This window comes from Budvicia aquatica DSM 5075 = ATCC 35567 (assembly GCF_000427805.1).
Taxonomy (GTDB): domain Bacteria; phylum Pseudomonadota; class Gammaproteobacteria; order Enterobacterales; family Enterobacteriaceae; genus Budvicia; species Budvicia aquatica.
This window is the reverse complement of record NZ_ATYS01000002.1, coordinates 25,047-40,925: the sequence shown is the minus strand read 5'-3', so window position 1 is coordinate 40,925 and position 15,879 is coordinate 25,047. Positions and strand designations below refer to the sequence as shown.

13 protein-coding genes are annotated in these 15,879 nt (G+C 48.1%); 10 read left to right on the top strand and 3 right to left on the bottom strand.

Annotated elements, in window-relative coordinates; genetic code table 11:
- Positions 1–599 precede the first annotated feature (599 nt).
- From YWE_RS0101785 to YWE_RS0101760, 6 genes are all read left to right on the top strand, one after another.
- Positions 600–1,604: an ATP-grasp domain-containing protein gene (locus YWE_RS0101785; protein ID WP_051323135.1), complete on the top strand. Its 1,005-nt coding sequence runs from the start codon at positions 600–602 to the stop codon at positions 1,602–1,604.
- Between the two features lie 38 nt (positions 1,605–1,642).
- Positions 1,643–2,755: a phosphoribosyltransferase domain-containing protein gene (locus YWE_RS0101780; RefSeq protein ID WP_051323134.1), complete on the top strand. Its 1,113-nt coding sequence runs from the start codon at positions 1,643–1,645 to the stop codon at positions 2,753–2,755.
- A complete protein-coding gene (locus YWE_RS0101775) occupies positions 2,748–3,521 on the top strand; it encodes an HAD family hydrolase (protein WP_029092963.1) in 774 nt (257 codons plus the stop codon). Before YWE_RS0101780 ends, YWE_RS0101775 begins: the two co-directional genes overlap by 8 nt.
- 12 nt (positions 3,522–3,533) lie before the next feature.
- A complete protein-coding gene (locus YWE_RS0101770; RefSeq protein ID WP_029092962.1) occupies positions 3,534–4,616 on the top strand; it encodes a cysteine protease StiP domain-containing protein in 1,083 nt (360 codons plus the stop codon).
- The gene (locus tag YWE_RS26325) at positions 4,613–5,551 is read left to right on the top strand and encodes an HpcH/HpaI aldolase/citrate lyase family protein (protein ID WP_051323133.1); all 939 of its coding nucleotides are present in this window, start codon (positions 4,613–4,615) and stop codon (positions 5,549–5,551) included. Before YWE_RS0101770 ends, YWE_RS26325 begins: the two co-directional genes overlap by 4 nt.
- 86 nt (positions 5,552–5,637) lie before the next feature.
- The gene (locus YWE_RS0101760) at positions 5,638–6,126 is read left to right on the top strand and encodes a phosphatidylglycerophosphatase A family protein (RefSeq protein WP_029092961.1); all 489 of its coding nucleotides are present in this window, start codon (positions 5,638–5,640) and stop codon (positions 6,124–6,126) included.
- Positions 6,127–6,246: 120 nt separating this feature from the next.
- Here the strand turns inward: YWE_RS0101760 and YWE_RS0101755 are convergent, their stop codons facing one another.
- The 3 genes from YWE_RS0101755 to pepA all read right to left on the bottom strand — a co-directional run bounded on the left by YWE_RS0101755 (position 6,247) and on the right by pepA (position 11,241).
- Positions 6,247–9,102 carry a valine--tRNA ligase gene (locus YWE_RS0101755; protein WP_029092960.1) on the bottom strand — a complete coding sequence of 952 codons (2,856 nt, stop codon included), beginning with the start codon at positions 9,100–9,102 and terminating at the stop codon, positions 6,247–6,249.
- A 14-nt stretch (positions 9,103–9,116) separates the two neighbouring features.
- A complete protein-coding gene (locus YWE_RS0101750) occupies positions 9,117–9,569 on the bottom strand; it encodes a DNA polymerase III subunit chi (RefSeq protein ID WP_029092959.1) in 453 nt (150 codons plus the stop codon).
- 160 nt (positions 9,570–9,729) lie between these two features.
- The gene (gene pepA / locus YWE_RS0101745; RefSeq protein ID WP_029092958.1) at positions 9,730–11,241 is read right to left on the bottom strand and encodes a leucyl aminopeptidase; all 1,512 of its coding nucleotides are present in this window, start codon (positions 11,239–11,241) and stop codon (positions 9,730–9,732) included.
- A 237-nt stretch (positions 11,242–11,478) separates the two neighbouring features.
- Here pepA and lptF point away from each other — a divergent pair, with 237 nt between their 5' ends.
- The 4 genes from lptF to YWE_RS26320 all read left to right on the top strand — a co-directional run bounded on the left by lptF (position 11,479) and on the right by YWE_RS26320 (position 15,801).
- Positions 11,479–12,573 (top strand): LPS export ABC transporter permease LptF, encoded by a 1,095-nt coding sequence (gene lptF / locus YWE_RS0101740; protein ID WP_029092957.1) that lies wholly within the window; start codon positions 11,479–11,481, stop codon positions 12,571–12,573.
- Positions 12,573–13,649 carry an LPS export ABC transporter permease LptG gene (gene lptG / locus YWE_RS0101735; RefSeq protein WP_029092956.1) on the top strand — a complete coding sequence of 359 codons (1,077 nt, stop codon included), beginning with the start codon at positions 12,573–12,575 and terminating at the stop codon, positions 13,647–13,649. The genes lptF and lptG overlap by 1 nt, the downstream gene beginning before the upstream one ends.
- 170 nt (positions 13,650–13,819) lie before the next feature.
- Entirely contained in the window at positions 13,820–14,143 is a 324-nt protein-coding gene (locus tag YWE_RS0101730; protein WP_127526436.1) for a hypothetical protein, read from the top strand.
- 137 nt (positions 14,144–14,280) lie between these two features.
- A complete protein-coding gene (locus tag YWE_RS26320; protein ID WP_036014860.1) occupies positions 14,281–15,801 on the top strand; it encodes a multicopper oxidase family protein in 1,521 nt (506 codons plus the stop codon).
- Positions 15,802–15,879 lie beyond the last annotated feature (78 nt).

The following is a 15,879-nucleotide window of genomic DNA, read 5'->3' as shown; positions in this document are numbered from 1 at the left end:
TTACAAATTGCCATGCTTACAGATAACATCAAAAAAACCTAGCGTTTGGCATCAGAATCCGTGCTAAGTAGGCATTCAGATTATCTGTTACATAACAGTTTGAATGATCGTTGATTTCAAACTTTATGACACATTATGTTAACACACTAATATATATTTTTTATGACAGCGGGAGGGTTGTGAACCCAATATTAAACTAATAAACCAGCCATTTAATAAGGGATTGGTATATTAACCCACTGAAATCTTACTTTATTTATCAGCGTCTGCTGACAACCAAATGAATTATATAACAAATTCAATATGGCCTCGATAAACCACACATTATCTATCTCAAGCTAACTTACTAATAAATCAACAAAAAAATGCCTTAACAACCCAACAAATTTAATGATTATCATCAAGTTACAAACTAGCACAGTTTGGACTACAAAAATCACAATAAATTCATTTTAATAAATAAAAATACTATTCTCGTCATCTTACTCATAAAAGTGGAAGTTTTTGCTATTAGCATAATGATATACTCGCATCTCAGCACCAATAATTATCCCATAAACGTCTAACAATATAATTCAGAAGTAATAAGGAAACACCTCATGTTGCTGTTTACAGAAGGATTATCCTCTCAAAGAGAGATAATTTCCGGAATTAAGTCGCTCTTCCCTTCCCTATTTATTGTTTCTACCCACTCCCAAGAGCGACCAGAAATTCATGAGTTTTCTGATATTACTGAAGCTGAGCCTAAAGACGTTGATGAAAGGCTGAATTTTTTACGCGATATTATCCGCAAATATGGTATAAAGCTGCTCCACGCAGGCAAACATACATTATGGTATGAGGCCCATCGTAGCCTGATTGAATCCTTAGGCGTTACGCTGGTGACCGGGGTATCAGATGTCGAAATGTTCGATATTGCCGATAGTAAAATTCGGTTTGCACGTCTGATGGAACAATACCGTCTTCCCGTCGTTCCTTCGATTGAAATTACCAGCGCCAGCCAGCTAGAAGATGAGCTTAAATCCCGCCCGTTTGGCCATGACGCGTTATATTGCGTAAAACCGGTTAAAGGCATTTACGGCATGGGTTTCTGGAAGCTTTCTGACGAAGTTCCGCCTGCGCGCTGTTTTTACGATACCGATTCACGCATGGCAAATACCGGCGTGTTTCTGCATGCGATGAAACTCAACGAAGATTTTAAGCCACTGGTATTGATGCCCTATTTAGACGGACCTGAACGCTCTGTTGATATGGTTGTCAAAAACGGAAACGTCGTTAAAGCAGTAGCCCGAGTCAAAAAAGGTTCTTACCAAACGTTTGAAAGCCAAGGCCCGGCTATTGACTTAGCCACTGCCTGTGCATCAGTACTTAAAGCGGACGGTATCGTCAACGTACAGACGCGTAATGCACCCGACGGCAGCCCGGTATTACTGGAAATAAATCTTCGACCATCAGGTGGCATCGGTTATCTGGCGCATTCAGGTATTAATCTACCGGCGGTATTTGTTCAGACCTATCTTGGTTTAGAACCCTTAAGTAACGCCGTGGAACGCCTGATACCTGACATGATGGTTCGTCCTTTAACACAGGCGATTGTCGTTTAATCCCATACGCTGTTTACCCCATATTATCAGGGAATTTAATGTTAAAGATTGAGTTATCAACCGGTGTCATTTCAGTATGCTCAGACGGGCAGGTTGACTTGAGTTCGCTATTTGACATGGCGGAAAGAAATAATCCTAAGCGCTCTTTTTTATTCGTCAGTAAAGTTTTAGGTAAACATATTCCGGTAACGCCATCAGCAATGAAAGCAAGCCATCAAACGCTGGCGAATAAAATTCCTGACCAGTTACCCGAACCAGTTCTATTTATTGGTATGGCTGAAACTGCCGTTGGTCTGGCCGCCGGCGTACACCGGGAATACACAAGATCCGGGCGCAAAGCCTGTTTAGTCACATCAACTCGTCACCCGGTTGACGGCGAGCTGTTTTGTGAATTTAAAGAAAACCATAGCCACGCGACCGACCACCTGATCTATTTACCGCAAGATCCACAGCAGCGTGAACAGTTTTTAAATGCCAAAACCCTGGTTCTGATTGATGATGAAGCGACCACCGGAAATACATTCTTCAATCTTTATCAGGCACTGTCTGCCGCCGGTATATCGCAACTGTCACAGGTTGTCACAGCAACGCTGACCAACTGGAGTGATAACACATTAGGCGCTCGTTTAGACATACCTACCAATGAAGTCAGCCTGGTTTCCGGTTCCTGGTCATGGGAGCCTAAACCTGATGCTCCGGTTCCGGTGATGCCATCAGTTAATGTTACCGCCCGAGGACTAGCGCCGATGGCTAAGCAACAAAACTGGGGAAGGCTGGGATGTGAACATCACCAACGAACGTTAGTCAGCCATCACACCCCGGCGGGCGGTGACAAAGTGCTGATTCTGGGCACCGGTGAGTTTATGTGGCAGCCCTTCATGCTGGGAGAACATCTGGAAGCTGCGGGCGCTGAAGTCTATTTAAGCTCCACAACGCGCTCACCCATTTCTATCGGTAAGGCAATAAAGTGCGGCATTGCTTTCTCTGACAATTACGGACTCGGAATTGCCAACTTTATGTACAATATATTCCCTGATGAATATCAGCATATTATATTGTGCACTGAAACTCCGGCTTCGTTTATTGACCCAAAACTTTGCGCTTATCTGAGCAGTGGTAAGGCTACTCTGGAGATTGCGGTTCATGACTAATAATTCACAGCCTATTGCATTGATCGATCTGGATGACACCATCTTCCAAACTAAACGTAAAATGCTCAATGAGCTGAATCTTGAACCAAAGCATGTTGGTGCTCTCGATCGGGAGTACCAGCCACGCAGTTTTATGAGCGAAAAACAGTTTAACTTTGTTAACTGGTTGCTCAGCACGGCTGAAACTATTCCTGTCACCGCGCGCGGAACCGAAGAGCTATCGAGAGTTCAGGTTCCTTTTACCAGTTGGGCGATTGCAACTCACGGCGCGGTTATTCTTAATCAACATCGCCAACCCGATGAAGAGTGGAAAGCGGTTGTGCAGCAACGGCTAAAGCATATATCGCCATTAGTCATTCAACTGCGGGATGCCTGCGAACAATTACTGGATAAAATGCAGGTCAAAGGCTGGGCCCGGATTAACTATGAATACGATCGGCTGCCGATCTATTTTGTGATGAAACATACCGACAGCACTCAGGCTGAAGCGATCTATCAGGTGGCTGAGCGGCTATTAAAAGAGCAGGATTGCTCAGAATTTTATGTGCATAGCAACGGTAACAACGTCGCATTTTTACCCCATTGTATTGATAAGGGCCAGGCGGTAACTCACCTGCTCAGTCGATTACGCAAAAATGCGCCACACCGCCCGGCTTTGGGGTTTGGAGACAGTACCAGTGACCATCGTTTTCTGCACTTATGCGATTGGTTTGGCATGCCCCAAAATAGCCAGCTTTCACAATTTTTATCCCCATTGATTAAGTAAGTTGGAGTTAATGTGCCACAACGTGGATTTTCCGGATCTTACCCTGCTGACTGGGTTAACTTTCTATTAAACACCGTCAGCACTGAAATGACACCGGTAGAAGAAAAAGAACGACTGATTCAAAGCGGTGAAAAACACTATTCAGACATGCTGAGTGAAGAACCTGAGCCAAGTGAATTTCATCTTGAGCTTTATCAGGGGGCGCTCGAAACAGGAAGCCGCCGGCTAGCCGGTGAAGTTATGGCTTTGGCGAAGGCATTAATCAATAATATGCCTAATCAGGATATTGTTCTGGTGAGCCTGGTCAGAGCCGGAGTGCCATTGGGCGTGCTGTTACATCTGGCGTTAAAAAAATTAGGTGTCACTTCATTTCACTATGGTATCAGTATCATCCGCGATCGCGGCATTGATGATGTCGCCATGAAACAGATAGAACAGCAACACGGCACTCAGGGCACGGTATTTGTTGATGGCTGGACCGGTAAAGGGGCCATTACTCAAGAATTACGTCGCTCACTGTCTGTCCGGCCGGGTTATCCTGAGCAAGATCGACTGGTAGTGCTGGCGGACGTGTGCGGCAGCGCATGGCTGAGTGCATCTACCGATGACTGGCTGATTCCTTTTGGTATTTTAGGTGCGCCGGTCTCCGGGCTGATATCACGTTCAATCTGGTCAGCTGACGATTATCACGGTAGTGTCAGGTGCGATCATTTAGCAAAATTCGACCGTAGTATTTCATTTATTGAAACAGTAACCCAAGAGTGGGATTGTATTGATATTGCAGCCATTGAACCGGCTATTTGTGATGACCCAAGGGTTCTCCCCCTGCTTAAACTAAGTCAGGACACGGTAACATCGCTGGCAGACCGGTATAAGATTAACAACCTTAATCGCATTAAGCCGGGTATTGCAGAAGCGACACGCGCTGTTTTAAGGCGACTTCCCGACCATGTTTTAGTGCGCTCTAGAACCGATAAAGATGTCTCTCTGTTAATGTACCTGACTGAAAAGCTGTCTATTCCCGTTCAGGAAGTCGGAGAAGCCATAGCACCTTATCGGGCAATTACGATCATTAAAAAGGTAGGAAAAGAATGATTACTCCCTACGATTTAGGCGCTACGCTGTATATGCCGGCCACCAGAAACGATTTGTTTCAGGTTATAGCGCAAAAAAAATATCCAAATTTAAAGTCATTAGTTATCTGTCTTGAAGATGCCGTCGTTGAACATGAAATCGAGCTGGGTATCGAAAACCTCAACCAATTGCTAGCCAATGTCGCAGATATTAATCTCAAAGATGCGCCGCTGATATTTATCCGCCCGCGTAATATTCCGATGGCAAAGCGCTTAATTGCCGAACTCGATCTGCACAAGGTTACCGGATTTGTGTTACCTAAGTTCGAATTAACACAGGTTGAAGCATGGGGCCAAACCCTGTCGGCCACTCACCTTCTGGCGATGCCTACGCTGGAAACGGCCGACTGCTTTGATGCCGCTAAGATGAATGTGTTAGCCACCACCATGAGTAGCGATCCCTATTTTTCTAACAAAACTATTGTGGTCAGAATCGGCGGTAATGACCTAATGCACGTATTAGGCATTCGGCGCAATCGCGCTAAAACCCTGTACGATGGCCCGTTAGGTTATGCAATTAAAATGATCGTTTGTACCTTCGGCCCCCATGGGTTTTATATGACTGCACCGGTGTGTGAAATCATCGACTCTCCTGCGGTGCTGCTGGCGGAACTGGAGATTGATAATGAGCACGGTCTGGTGGGTAAAACGGCGATCCATCCCAAACAGATAGAACATATCAATAACGCGTTTAAAGTTCAGGTAACGGACTATCTCGATGCGCTCAAGATCCTCAACAGTAACAGCGCTGTTTTTCAGTCTAACGGCGCGATGTGCGAACCGGCCACCCATCATATGTGGGCTAAAAATATTGTCGCCCGTTCGCAATCTTATGGTTTTATTGATGAAATTTCTCACTCGCTGTATGAACAACATCAGTCAGAAAAAATCCTATAATATCTGATAGAGTCTCCACCTGTACCCTAAAGACTTCAATTACCGCCCGGTAACGGGCGGAATATACAACAACTGGACGTTATACATTGAGCCTAACGATTAAACCGGAATTACGCCGACTCTCACTGACTAACCCACTGCACTGGATAGCCGTCGGATTTGGTTCCGGCCTTTCTCCCAAAGCCCCGGGAACTATGGGTACCATTGCCGCTATTCCCTTTTTTCTGCTGCTTCAGCCATTATCTATTCCGGCTTATCTTGGGGTGCTGCTGGTCGCTTTTGTGATTGGCGTATGGGCATGCCAGTCGGCTACTGATACCATCGGGCAAGAAGATCATGGTGGTCTGGTATGGGATGAGTTTGTCGGACTCTGGATTACCTGCATTGCCCTTCCCCAAGGCTTCGGGTGGATCCTGCTGGCCTTCGTGTTATTTCGCTTCTTCGATATATTGAAACCTTGGCCAATCAATTGGGTTGAAAAACGTTACTCCGGCGGTTTTGGCGTGATGATGGATGATGTCATCGCCGGTGTGATAGCGCTGGCAGTCGTACAGTTGATCAGGTTATTTGTTTAGATAAACGAATGGCTATTTAGTGCAAGGGACTGAGGCTAAAACTGGCGCTGGAATTAAATGACTTTACCAGCCATGAAAAAAGGCCGCTTGCGCGGCCTTTCAGTTTAACTTATACCAATACTACAGCGCTGCTATTGTCGCTTTCTGCTCCAACAGCTTGGCTTTATCTTCCGCAAAGCTCACCAGCCTTTCACGCTCTTTTGCCACTACCGCTTCCGGAGCTCTGGCAACAAAGCCTTCATTTGACAGCTTGCTTTCAATTTTAGCGATCTCATCTTCAATGCGGGTGACTTCTTTTGACAGACGGGCCAGTTCAGCATCTTTATCAATTAAACCGGCCATAGGGATCAACAGCTCAGCCCCTTCAACCAGCTTAGTCACAGAAACCGGACCTTTATCACCTGCGGCCAGAATAGTGATGGATTCCAGACGAGCCAGCGCTTTAATAAAGCTCTCATTGTCAGAGATGCGACGCTGAGCAACACCGCTGGCATCACGCAGCAGAACTTCCAGCATTTTGCTTGGTGCAATATTCATTTCAGCGCGGATATTACGCACGGCGACAATCGCCTGCTTAATCCACTCAAGATCCGCCAGCGCGGCAACATCGGCCAGATTGGCATCATATTCAGGCATCGCCTGCAGCATAATGGTATCAGCCTCAATGCCTTTCAGCAGTTTAACCCGCTGCCAGATAGTCTCGGTGATAAACGGAATAATAGGATGAGCTAAACGTAATAGCGCTTCCAGCACGGTCACCAATGTATGACGAGTTCCGCGCAGTTCTGCTTCAGAACCGCCGTTCATTACCGGTTTGGCTAACTCTAAATACCAGTCGCAGAACTGGTTCCAGGTAAACTCATACAGAATACCGGCCGCCATATCAAAGCGGTAAGTATCAAAGGCCTCACGGTAAGCTTTAACCGTTTGATTAAACTCCGCCAGAATCCAGCGATCGGCCAGAGACAACACCATTTCGCCACCGTTCAGACCACAATCCTGATCTTCAGTATTCATTAAGACAAAACGGCTGGCATTCCATAGCTTATTACAGAAGTTACGGTAGCCTTCAAGGCGTTTCATATCCCAGTTAATATCGCGACCGGTAGAGGCTAATGCCGCCAGCGTAAAGCGCAGGGCATCAGTTCCGTGCGGTTCAATACCGTTAGGGAACTGCTTTTCAGTGCGCTTACGAATTTTCTCCGCCAGCTGTGGCTGCATCATATTACCGGTACGTTTTTCTAACAGATCTTCCAGCGAGATACCGTCAATCATATCCAATGGATCGATAACGTTACCCTTAGACTTAGACATCTTCTGCCCTTCGTCATCGCGGATCAGGCCGGTCATATACACGGTATGGAAGGGTACCTGCGGCTTACCGTTTTCATCTTTGACGAAGTGCATGGTCATCATGATCATGCGGGCAATCCAGAAGAAGATAATGTCAAAGCCGCTGACCACCACGCTTGACGGATGGAAGGCACGCAAATCGGCGGTATCGTTCGGCCAGCCCAGCGTAGAGAAGGTCCACAAACCGGAAGAGAACCAGGTATCCAGCACGTCTTCATCCTGAGTCAGAACAACCTCTGCACCCAGATTATTTTCACTGCGAACTTCCGCTTCATCACGGCCAACGTAAACATTGCCTTCGGCGTCGTACCATGCAGGAATACGATGTCCCCACCATAGCTGACGAGAAATACACCAGTCCTGAATGTCACGCATCCAGCTGAAATACATATTTTCGTACTGCTTAGGTACGAACTGAATTTCGCCCTGTTCAACCGCCTCTACCGCCACTTTGGCTAACGGCGCAGTACGCACGTACCACTGGTCGGTCAGCATAGGTTCAATAACCACGCCGCCGCGATCGCCATAAGGCACGGTCAGATCGTGAGGTTTAATCTCGTCCAGCAGGCCCAACTGTTCAAATGCAGCAACCACGGCTTTACGGGCAGCAAAACGCTCAAGGCCGCGGAACTGCTCAGGAATTTCATCGCTCCACTCAGTGCTCTCTTCGCCGTTAGTATTAAATACTTCAGCGGACTGGCGAATATCGCCGTCAAAAGTCAGCACGTTAATCATTGGCAGAGCGTGGCGCTTACCGACTTCATAGTCGTTAAAGTCATGAGCCGGCGTGATCTTCACACAGCCGGTGCCCTTTTCCATATCGGCATGTTCGTCACCCAGAATCGGAATTCGACGACCAACCAGTGGCAGAATGATCTCTTTGCCAATCAAATCCTTATAACGCGGATCTTCTGGGTTCACCGCTACGCCGGTATCACCAAGTACGGTTTCAGGACGGGTTGTTGCCACCACCAGATAGTCTTTACCTTCGGCCGTTTTAGCACCGTCGGCCAGCGGATAGCGTAAATGCCACATTGAGCCTTTAGACTCACGGTTTTCAACTTCCAGATCGGAAATCGCAGTACGCAGCTTCGGATCCCAGTTAACTAAACGCTTACCGCGGTAAATCAGATCTTCTTTATACAAGCGCACGAACACTTCGCGCACCGCATTAGACAAGCCTTCATCCATCGTGAAGCGCTCGCGCTCCCAGTCGACAGAGTCGCCTAAGCGGCGCATCTGACGGGTAATAGTGCCGCCGGACTCCGCTTTCCACTGCCAAATTTTTTCGATAAATGCATCCCGCCCGTAGTCATGGCGAGTTTTACCTTCTTCAGCCGCAATTTTACGCTCCACCACCATTTGGGTCGCAATGCCCGCATGGTCGGTACCTGCTTGCCACAGGGTATTTTTGCCCTGCATACGCTGGTAGCGAATCATGGCATCCATAATGGTTTGCTGAAAAGCATGACCCATATGCAGGCTGCCGGTCACGTTCGGCGGCGGGATCATGATGCTGTAGCTTTCTTTGCTGGTATCACCGTGCGGCTTAAAATAGCCACTCTCTTCCCAATGTTGGTAGAGTGACTGTTCGATATCTTGCGGGTTGTATGTTTTTTCCATAGTCTTTTTTTACGCTATTCAGTAGTTGGCGGCGTTGCGGTGGACAAGTTAAAACCGACGCTGCGATAAATTTTATAACGTTCGCGCGCCAACTGTTTTAACTCATCTTCATGTGGAACGAAGTCTACCACTTCATAGAAAGCAGTGGCAAAATCCGGAAACTGCGGTAGTAAAGAAATCAGTAAATCTCGCGGAGAATTGCCCCGGCGTTCGGGCCAGCACAGCTCAACGGGAGCGCCATACTTCGGACCTTCGCCGGCCAGATTGTGAGGAACAAACTCCTCAGTATCTCTTTTCCATAACGCTTCATCTAAACGCTGCGCTTGCTCAAGGCTCTCACAGGCGATTAATACTCGTTTTCCCATACGCCAGCGCTGTGCGGCAACCGCACAGGTCAGGGCTTCACAGGCTGATAGCCCTTGTGATGTATTGCTATGGTCGAGCAGATAAAATGTTGCGTTTTTCATAACGGCCGGAAAGCATTCTCGATTTAATGGCTAGGGGCACGCGATGCGTGCCCCTGATGAATCACCTGATAATGGTCATGATAATAACAAATAAGTGATAAAGGCGGCAGCAATAACTGACTCGCCTTGATTCCTCTTACCGGCTTTACCCCTATTGCTGCTATTCGTCGCAGTTCTGACCGGCGCGATTAAGCAGGAACTGAGTCAACAACGCCACCGGACGACCGGTAGCGCCTTTGGCTTTACCGGAACGCCATGCCGTGCCGGCGATATCCAGATGGGCCCAGCTGTACTTACGCGTAAAGCGCGACAGGAAGCACCCTGCGGTAATCGCACCGGCAGGACGGCCACCAATATTGGCCATATCGGCAAAGTTAGACTCTAACTGTTCTTGGAACTCATCGCCCAGCGGTAAGCGCCATGCACGATCGCCGGCCTGTTCAGAAGCCCCCACTAATTCATGCGCCAGTGGATTATGGTTAGACATCAGACCGGTAATCTGATGGCCCAGAGCGATAATACAGGCTCCGGTCAGCGTCGCGATATCGATAACCACTTCCGGCTCAAAACGCTCAACGTAAGTTAATACGTCGCACAGCACTAAACGGCCTTCAGCATCAGTATTGAGTACTTCAACGGTTTGACCAGACATAGTCGTTAAGATATCACCGGGGCGATAAGCCCTGCCACCCGGCATGTTTTCACATCCGGCCAGCACGCCAATGATATTTAACGGCAGTTTTAATTCAGCCGCTGCGCGCATCACCCCGTATACCGAGGCGGCTCCGCACATATCGTACTTCATCTCATCCATGCCTTCGGCTGGTTTAATCGAAATACCGCCGGAGTCAAAGGTCAGCCCTTTACCGACTAATACAATCGGTTTAGCATCCGCATTCGGATTACCTTTATATTCAATCACTGACATCAGAGATTCATTTTGTGAACCCTGACCAACAGCCAGATAGGCATTCATGCCCAACTCTTTCATCTGCTGTTCACCAATGACCCGGGTAATAATATTTTCACTGTAGGCGTCAGCCAACTGACGGGCCTGAGAGGCCAGATAGGCGGCATTACAGATATTTGGCGGCATATTGCCTAAGTCTTTCGCGGCTTTAATACCGGCAGCAATAGCCAAACCGTGTTGAATGGCCCGTTCACCGCAGGTTAATTCACGACGGGTCGGTACGCTAAGTACCATTTTGCGAAGCGGACGACGCGGTTCAACTTTGTTGCTCTTAAGCTGGTCGAAGATATACAGCGCTTCTTTGGTTGTTTCTACCGCCTGACGTACATTCCAGTAGGTATTGCGACCTTTAACGTGAAGCTCGGTTAAGAAACAAACCGCTTCCATTGAGCCAGTATCATTCAGCGTATTAATGGTTTTTTGTACCACTTGCTTATACTGACGCTCATCCAGCTCGCGCTCTTTTCCGCAACCAATCAATAAAATTCGTTCTGAAAGTATGTTAGGCACATGGTGTAACAATAAAGTTTGGCCAACCTTACCTTCCAGTTCACCACGGCGAAGCAGGGCGCTGATATAACCATCGCTGATCTTATCCAGCTGTTCGGCTATAGGTGACAAGCGACGCGGTTCAAAAACACCGACCACGATACAAGCGCTACGCTGTTTTTCCGGGCTACCACTTTTTACACTGAACTCCATGCACTCTCCTGAATCTTAAAGAGACAAGGTAGGCTAATTATGGATAGAATAGATAGATCCATAGGTCACGCCACCCTGTGGTTTTGATTAACACAAAAGGTGTTAATATTTCTGCGCATTAATACTATTATTAGCACTGCAGGCTGCCATTATGATAGATGATGTTGAAAATGGCGAACTAACGATGAAAGTATCGGCTTTCCTGTAAAAAAACAAGTTTTCACAGGCGTAATTAACTTGATAATCATTAGATATCTGATCCGAGAGACGTTCAAGAGCCAAATCGCAATCCTGTTTATTCTATTTTTGATTTTTTTCTGTCAAAAAATGGTGCGGGTTTTGTCGATGGCGGTTGAGGGAGACATCCCCACAAGTTTAGTCTTTTCTTTGCTTGGCCTTGGTATTCCTGAAATGGCGCAGCTGATTCTTCCGCTGAGTCTGTTTTTAGGGATCCTGATGACCTTTAGTAAGCTGTATACGGAAAGTGAAATTACCGTTATGCACGCTTGTGGCCTGGGCAAAAACGTATTGCTGATCGCGGCACTGGTACTATCGCTGTTTACCGGCGCAATGGCTGCTATCAACTCAATCTGGCTTGGCCCGATGTCAGCGGTCAATCAGGAAAAAATTATTGCCGAAGCCAAAGCTAACCCTAATTTGGGTGCTTTAGTTGAAGGCCAGTTTAAACCCTCACAGGACGGTAATGCCGTGCTGTTTGTCGGCAATGTTGACGGTAATAAATTTACTAACGTCTTTCTGGCCCAGCTGCGTCCTTCCGGTAACCAACGCCCTTCCGTGGTGGTGGCTGATAAAGGCTATATTGCCGAAGACCCGAATGGCAATCAGCGCATCTATCTGGATAAAGGCACCCGCTACGAAGGGACTGCATTATTAAGAGACTTTAGGATCACCGATTTTAATCAATATCAGGCCGTTGTTGGTCACCAGGAAGCTATGTTTGACAGCAGTGACGTCGAGCAGGCCAGCTTTGCTTCGCTGCTTGAATCAGATTCTCATCAGGCGAAAGCTGAAATGAACTGGCGCCTGACGCTGATCATTTCCGTGCCGTTGATGGCACTGTTAGTGGTGCCACTGAGTGAAGTTAATCCACGTCAAGGTCGGGTCGTGAGTATGCTACCGGCGATGTTGCTGTATCTGATTTACTTCTTAGTTCAGAGCTCACTAAAGTCTAATGCCAGCCGCGGCAAGCTTGACCCGATGGTCTGGATTTGGGCGGTGAATGCCTTCTACCTGGCCCTCGGCATTATCTTAAATCTGTGGGATACCCTGCCAGCCCGTCGTATACGTGCCCGGTTAAGAGGAACGGCTTAATGTTTAGTGTATTAGACCGTTATATTGGCCGTACCATATTCAGCACCATCATGAGTACGCTATTTCTGCTGGTCAGCCTGTCGGGCATTATTAAGTTTGTCGACCAGCTACGTAAAACCGGCCGCGGCGATTACAACGCTTGGGGGGCAGGTCTTTATACCCTGCTCAGCGTACCAAAAGACATTGAGATCTTCTTCCCGATGGCCGCTCTGCTGGGCGCTTTATTGGGTTTAGGTGCTCTGGCCACCCGCAGTGAATTAGTGGTTATGGAAGCCTCGGGCTTTACCCGCATGCAAATTGCCGCGGCCGTGATGAAAACCGCCATTCCATTGGTATTACTTACCATGGCTGTCGGTGAGTGGGTTGCTCCGGCCGGTGAACAAACCGCCCGTAACATGCGCGCTCAAATGATGTATGGCAACTCGCTGTTATCTACCCGCGACGGTATCTGGGCTAAAGATAAAAATGACTTTATCTATATTCAAAACGTAGCCAAAGAAGATGAACTTTCCGGCGTCAGCATCTATCACTTTGATAATGACCGAAAGCTGCTTTCGGTGCGCTACGCAGGCACGGCAACTTACGATAAAGACAATAAAAAATGGCTGCTAACTCAGGTCGATCAATCGGACCTGAGCCAGCCAAACAAAATTATTGGTACACAGACCCTGAATGATGAATGGGAAACCAACCTGACCCCGGATAAGCTGGGCGTGGTAGCCATGGACCCAGAATCCCTCTCCGCCAGCGGTTTGCATGAATACAGCAAATATCTTAAGCAGAGCGGGCAGGAGTCCAGCCGCTATCAATTAATATTCTGGAATAAAGTCTTATCGCCGCTGTCTGTGGCGGTCATGATGCTAATGGCCCTGTCCTTTATCTTTGGTCCGCTACGCAGCGTGCCTATGGGCGTTCGGGTTGTTATCGGTATTAGCTTTGGTTTTCTTTTCTACGTTCTGAATAAGATCTTTGGCCCGCTGAGCATGGTGGTTAATATGCCGCCGATTCTCGGGGCCATACTGCCAAGCCTGTTGTTCCTGCTGATCAGCCTGTTGTTGCTTAAACGGAAACGATAGCGCCCTTCAAAATCGGGTATAGCGGTCAATCACGGCTATACCCGATTGATTTATTTGTTATATTTTACAAGCCCATTGTTAAAGAACCTTAAAGACGGTTGAAACTCCGCCGACCCGCGACTACCATAGGTAACACACATTGGTACTCAGGGAACGGATAACTCATTACGATGAATCTGCACTTAATAACAAGGCTTTGTCTGATGCTGGCCGTGCTGTTTTCAGCACCCGGTTTCGCCATGTCTGCAGATCAATCACCCTGTCATCCTTTAGTTACCAGCGTGTTAGCACAGCAGCCTGACCAGCATCATATGCCTTCAGCAGACCATTGTTTCAGTGCCTCCCACTGTATGATGTGTGCTTCCATTACCTCAGCCACCACGGTGATACCCACCCAGCCGGTAGCTCACCCGCGCTATGCCGCGGTGGTTAACGATTGGCCTTCATTATCGTTACTGCCGGAGCTGCACCCTCCCCGTTACGCATTCAGTTAAATCTGTCGGGCTTAGCCCCAACAATATTACTGCGACACCAGGCCGGATTTATTTGCGGCTGTCGTAACTGACTGAATATGGAGATGGCCAATGCACAAGCCAGTGGCATTAAGCCGGACCGCGAAAAGGGTATCATTATGAATCGTCGAATTTTCTTAACCAAGCTGGCCGCAGCCATCGGCACGCTGAGCATCACTAACGTCATGGCTCAGCCTCATCAGATGGGCAATATGCCGATGTCCGGGCATGGTATGAAAGGTATGAATATGTCCGGCCAAAATATGGGGCATATGTCGTCAAGCGGCGGAAATTTACTGCCGGAATCGGCCTTACCGAAAAACCTTCCGCTTCCCGAGCTTCAATCGCTGGGGAATACCAGCAGCCGTCCCGGCTATTTTTTTTCCTTTCTAGAGGCAAAGCCGGTCACGCTGCAGCTTACACCGGAAGTCTCTACCGAGTTTTGGGCCTATAATGATCAAATTCCCGGCCCGGCAATTGAAGTTTTTGAAGGGGACACCGTCCAAATTACCCTGAAAAATAGTCTACCTCAGCCGACAACCATTCACTGGCACGGATTACCGGTACCGCCTGACCAAGACGGCAATCCTCAGGATGAAGTGCTACCTGGGGCATCACACACCTATAGATTTACCCTGCCTGAAGGCAGTGCCGGTACTTATTGGTATCATCCGCACGGGCATGAAACCGTGGCCGAACAGGCTTTCAGAGGGCTGGCCGGGGTATTTATTGTTAAGCCTAAACGCGACCCGCTGGCCGATATTCCGGTTCAGAACTGGCTAATGTCAGACCTGAAACTGGCCGCCGACGGTCAGATTGCGCCAAACTCGATGATGGACTGGATGAACGGCCGCGAAGGCCAGTTTGTATTAATTAACGGAGCCCACCAGCCACAGATTACTATCAATACCGCGACCCGTGCCCGATTGTGGAATGCCTGCTCCGGCCGTTATCTCAATCTGGCCCTTAGCGATGCCGATATCTATCTGATTGGCACGGACGGCGGGCGGTTGGAACAACCTCACAAGCTGACCTCGCTGCTGCTGACCCCCGGTGAACGTGCAGAGATTCTGATCGTTCCGAAAAAGAGCACTCAGGTGAGTTTAAAAGCGCTGGCCTACGATCGCGGAAAAATGGGTCGACACGCGCCGGAAGTGACGCGCGATCTGGCATCCGTGGTGATGACGTCCGCTGCCCTTCCGACCTTGCCTGAGAAGCTAACAACGCTGCCGCAGCTGGGTGAAGCAACGGCCACTAAAACGCTGGAATATACCGAAACTATGGCAATGGGCAACGGCCAACACGGTATGAACTTTCTGATTAACGGTAAGAAACATGATATGAACCGCATCGATTTAACCAGCAAAGTCGGCGAAGTCGAAGAATGGGAGATCTTCAACAACTCTCATATGGATCATAATTTCCACCTGCACGGTACCCAGTTTACCGTCGTTAATTATCAGCTAGACGGCCGCACCCGGGCACCTGACTATATCGGCCATAAGGACACCATTAACCTGCGCCCTTATGAACGCGTGCGGATCAAAATGGTCCAGAACCATAAGGGATTACGTATGTACCACTGCCATATTCTGGAGCATGAAACATTGGGGATGATGGGGCAGTTGAATGTCGTTTAACTTGCAGTAAATGATAAAAAGGCCCGGACATAAGCTGTCAGGGCCTGTTTGAATAACAACGAATTGTGTCTGTGAAAT

What these genes read in the sequence shown, in the direction of transcription:
- YWE_RS0101780 (WP_051323134.1), top strand. Translation starts at nt 1,643, where the DNA reads ATGTTAAAGATTGAGTTATCAACCGGTGTCATTTCAGTATGCTCAGAC.
- pepA (WP_029092958.1), bottom strand. Translation starts at nt 11,241, where the DNA reads ATGGAGTTCAGTGTAAAAAGTGGTAGCCCGGAAAAACAGCGTAGCGCT.
- YWE_RS0101750 (WP_029092959.1), bottom strand. Translation starts at nt 9,569, where the DNA reads ATGAAAAACGCAACATTTTATCTGCTCGACCATAGCAATACATCACAA.
- YWE_RS0101730 (WP_127526436.1), top strand. Translation starts at nt 13,820, where the DNA reads ATGAATCTGCACTTAATAACAAGGCTTTGTCTGATGCTGGCCGTGCTG.
- YWE_RS0101755 (WP_029092960.1), bottom strand. Translation starts at nt 9,102, where the DNA reads ATGGAAAAAACATACAACCCGCAAGATATCGAACAGTCACTCTACCAA.
- YWE_RS0101775 (WP_029092963.1), top strand. Translation starts at nt 2,748, where the DNA reads ATGACTAATAATTCACAGCCTATTGCATTGATCGATCTGGATGACACC.
- YWE_RS26320 (WP_036014860.1), top strand. Translation starts at nt 14,281, where the DNA reads ATGAATCGTCGAATTTTCTTAACCAAGCTGGCCGCAGCCATCGGCACG.
- YWE_RS26325 (WP_051323133.1), top strand. Translation starts at nt 4,613, where the DNA reads ATGATTACTCCCTACGATTTAGGCGCTACGCTGTATATGCCGGCCACC.
- lptG (WP_029092956.1), top strand. Translation starts at nt 12,573, where the DNA reads ATGTTTAGTGTATTAGACCGTTATATTGGCCGTACCATATTCAGCACC.
- YWE_RS0101785 (WP_051323135.1), top strand. Translation starts at nt 600, where the DNA reads ATGTTGCTGTTTACAGAAGGATTATCCTCTCAAAGAGAGATAATTTCC.